General features: G+C 52.1%; 3 protein-coding genes. 2 read left to right on the forward strand and 1 reads right to left on the reverse strand.

The genetic code is table 11. The features are described 5' to 3' along the window. On the reverse strand, positions 1-468 hold a 468-nt coding region (locus tag ACP5H1_RS08175), incomplete at its 3' end, for a hypothetical protein (protein WP_427973958.1). A 354-nt stretch (positions 469-822) separates the two neighbouring features. Here ACP5H1_RS08175 and ACP5H1_RS08180 point away from each other — a divergent pair. Together ACP5H1_RS08180 and ACP5H1_RS08185 are read left to right on the forward strand one after the other, a co-directional pair. Beyond that, positions 823-2,196, forward strand: coding sequence for a hypothetical protein (locus ACP5H1_RS08180; RefSeq protein WP_427973960.1), 1,374 nt, complete (start codon positions 823-825; stop codon positions 2,194-2,196). Positions 2,197-2,240: 44 nt separating this feature from the next. Next, on the forward strand, positions 2,241-2,828 hold the full coding sequence (locus ACP5H1_RS08185) for a DUF3883 domain-containing protein (RefSeq protein WP_427973962.1): 588 nt from the start codon (positions 2,241-2,243) through the stop codon (positions 2,826-2,828). Positions 2,829-3,272: the final 444 nt, after the last annotated feature.

Consider the following 3,272-nt stretch of genomic DNA (forward strand, 5'->3'; position numbering starts at 1 on the left):
CGTCAACAATAGAGAACTATGGCTTAAAATATTGAGTTTCTCATCAAACAACCTTAAGGCCATTTCACTAAGATCTGTTGGACATGGATACAGGACTTTAGAATCCTTCTTACAACCATCTATAAGCTTCAGCGTGACATCATTTAGCATATCCCAGAGAGTTCCTTCTCCACAAGCTAAGGAGAAGGGTCGTATTCGTGCCAGGCGCACATGCACGATGATATCAAAGGCTCCTATGTCCCGAAAGTGTAGGTCTATCATTTTAAGGTCATGATTCCCACTGCCGATCTCCAATGAGTGTACGTCCTGAATATAATTAAGACTCTTACCAAGAACAGCCCTGCCTGCAAGGCCTATCACTGCATAGCCCGGTTTTAACATTAGCTTCCCATTAGAAGCCAACTCTAAGAGCCTTGAGAGCGCGCTGCCTAAATCTTCTTTTTCCGCAGTACTCTCACCTGCGGACAAATAGTGCACCCGCATTATGTCTTAGGGATGAGCAGTTATTTAAATAAACTCGTTTGCTGATGACATTTTTATGCGCGGCTGTTCCCTCATTTACTAAATGCCTTTACGAACCCTGAACACGCTATGAAAATGATGGCAGCTCATGCGATCATCAGGAAATTAATATTATCACCAAACTAAGCGGTGGTACAAGCTTGTAAACAGTTGATAGCCATAAGACTGACTTCATGATATTCAAGTACTTTACAGAGGGCCTGCATAGCACCTGAGGTATGCCGTCGTAGGACAAGGTGCGCTCCGCTGTTTGATGATCGCGCTGTCGTAGCTGAGGTATCGAGGCCGCAAGGAGCATCCGTGGGGTCCCAGCTCCTCGGAGTCTACTCGTTCCTCCCGCTTGAAGAGGTTGAGAGCGGACTCAAGTTCCTCATGCAGGCCGACTTCATCCTTCAGGCCAGGAGGAGGACCATCAACTTTGAGGCCAAGTGGAACCAATGGATCATGGATGAGATAGGTAAGCTCCTGAGGGACTCCTTGCCGTACCTCGTGGATCACTACACGAGCTCGTATATGGCGGCAGCTCTTGAATACAGCGAGAACGTCAGGTCTGAGATGAGAGGCCTGCTGGAGAAGACCGTGTGGAATGTCATAAACGATCTAGCGAGCCGGCCGTCTGAGCTCCTAGTGCTCGACTGGCAGGGGACCAAAAGAACCCACGCTGAAGTCTTCAAGCCCGAGGACGACATTATATACGACCTGCTGACGCGGAACCTAATAGATGAGGACGACCTCAGCTATATCTTTAACGGCAGGAGGCTTTACCCGCTCTCGAAGGATCAGAAGCTTTCGAGTAAAACAAAGGAGAGTATCATCAAGCTTAAGGCCGAGGACCTGCTCAACAAGCAGCTGATAGGTAACATGCTAAAGAAGGACAGGCTGAGAACATATAGGCTCCTGGTCAGGCTTCACGCCTACCTGTTAGACAGCAACAGGCTGAACCTGAATATAACTGCATTGCCAGACGTTGACGGTAACGTTGAGGGCTCAGGGCAGCTGTACTTCATTAATGAGAGCTCCGAGCCGCTCCCGCAGAGCCTCTCGCGGTTCAGGGACGTCATATTAGGCTACAGGCAACATGTATCCCAGCTGTCAGGAAGGAGGTTCCTTGACGATGAGTTCATTAATGTGGCCACTGATGTTCTGGGCAAGCAGGGCGCCCAGAGGCTGCTTACAGGGCTTGCAGTGCTTAGGGCCATTCAGATAATAGACCTGAGGGGCTTCGCATGGCAACTCCTGCAGAACCTCCTTATAGTGAACGATGACCCCTCGCTCGCCGACAAACAGAGGAGCTCAATAGTAAAGGAGGACCTACCGGCGCTGACGGCCTTCGCGTTTGCTTATTACCCGTCACTTGGGGGCGACAAAGGGATATGGATGTTAAGCGAGGGCGGGGAGCTTAAGCCGTCAACCGAGCTCTACGTGAATGACGTGCTAAGACTACTTGGAGGGTCCAGCGAAGCTAAGAATGACCTCATGAGGCTGGGAATCAGGTTTGTGGACGACAGTAGCTACCTCAAAGCCCTTAACGGTAATGAGGGGATGTTTACAGGATTGCTGAGGGCCGCCAAGGTGAAGGGGCTGAGGCCCTGCGAGAGCAGGGAGACTGCTGAGGACCTGGTTAAGAAGCTGGTTGACGCGGCTGCCTCATCGCTTGGCCTTGGCGCTATGTAAACCTTGAATAGTTCCAGGGCCTCCACCTTATAAGTAATGCTTACGTGGATGCTGACGGCGACCACAGCGGCTGGAGGGACTTCTTAGTTAACGTGATGGGCGCAAGGCTTGAGCCTTCGCCTGACCTGCGCAGGAGGTTGCTTGGGAAGTTCGGGGAGGAGTACGTGAAGAGGAAGCTCGAGGAGCTAGCTCGGTCCCCTCAGGCTAACAAGATAACCATTGACAACGTCACCTTCAGGGTGGAGGCCGTTAATGACGTCTCCTCCGAGGGGCGGGGCTACGACATAGAGCTTAAAGGCTCAACGGATGACGGCAGAAAAGTGGAATACTACGTCGAGGTTAAGACCATCGGCGAGGGGAACAAGGGCCCAACTTTGACCGACAATGAGAGGGCGTCACTCATTGACCGCAGGGACTGGTATCTGGTCGCTATAGTTAGGGGCGTCCCAGGCAACCCTAAGGCCTTGATAGTCACGGCCAGGACGCTGTTGGAGGAGAGGTGGGAGAAGGCCTTAACAGAGAATAGGGATAACATAAAGAAGGAAAACTATGCCATAGTAAAAAATGTGATAGACTTAAGTCAGGAGATGATAGACAGGCTTGAGAAAAGCGGGAAGGCCCTAGCACTCTAGCCTTTAGCAGGCGCCTTCGCCTTGGCTCTAGACCAGCATCAGGGCCAGGAGCTGATGGCCTAGCGGTCCGGAGGAAGGCCAAGGATCTGAAGGAACGAGGCCTTGTAGTGGAGGATGATAACGGCAAGCTTAGTGTGGCCTCCAGGGCAGTCGTGAAGGTGGCCTCCCGCGGCCCTTCACGGGTAACGGAATATATACCACACCAATGGGCAATCGTATTTACTAGCTCGGGCCCTGCTATGACGGTAGTCCTGGGCGGCCTTTGTGGCGTTCGTTAGACCTACAGTAAGCTGGTAGCATCAGGATCGGGCTGGGTGAGATGACTTGAGCTACAGCGAGTGCGTCGATGCCGCGATTAGGCGCTACAACATACCTTATATTAAAATTAGGGAGCCAGGCCACGACGCCCCGAGGGGAGAGCCCTTCTCCGCCCTGCTCGGCGAG

Origin of the sequence: Acidilobus sp. (genome assembly GCF_049973875.1) — an archaeon.
Taxonomy (GTDB): domain Archaea; phylum Thermoproteota; class Thermoprotei_A; order Sulfolobales; family Acidilobaceae; genus Acidilobus.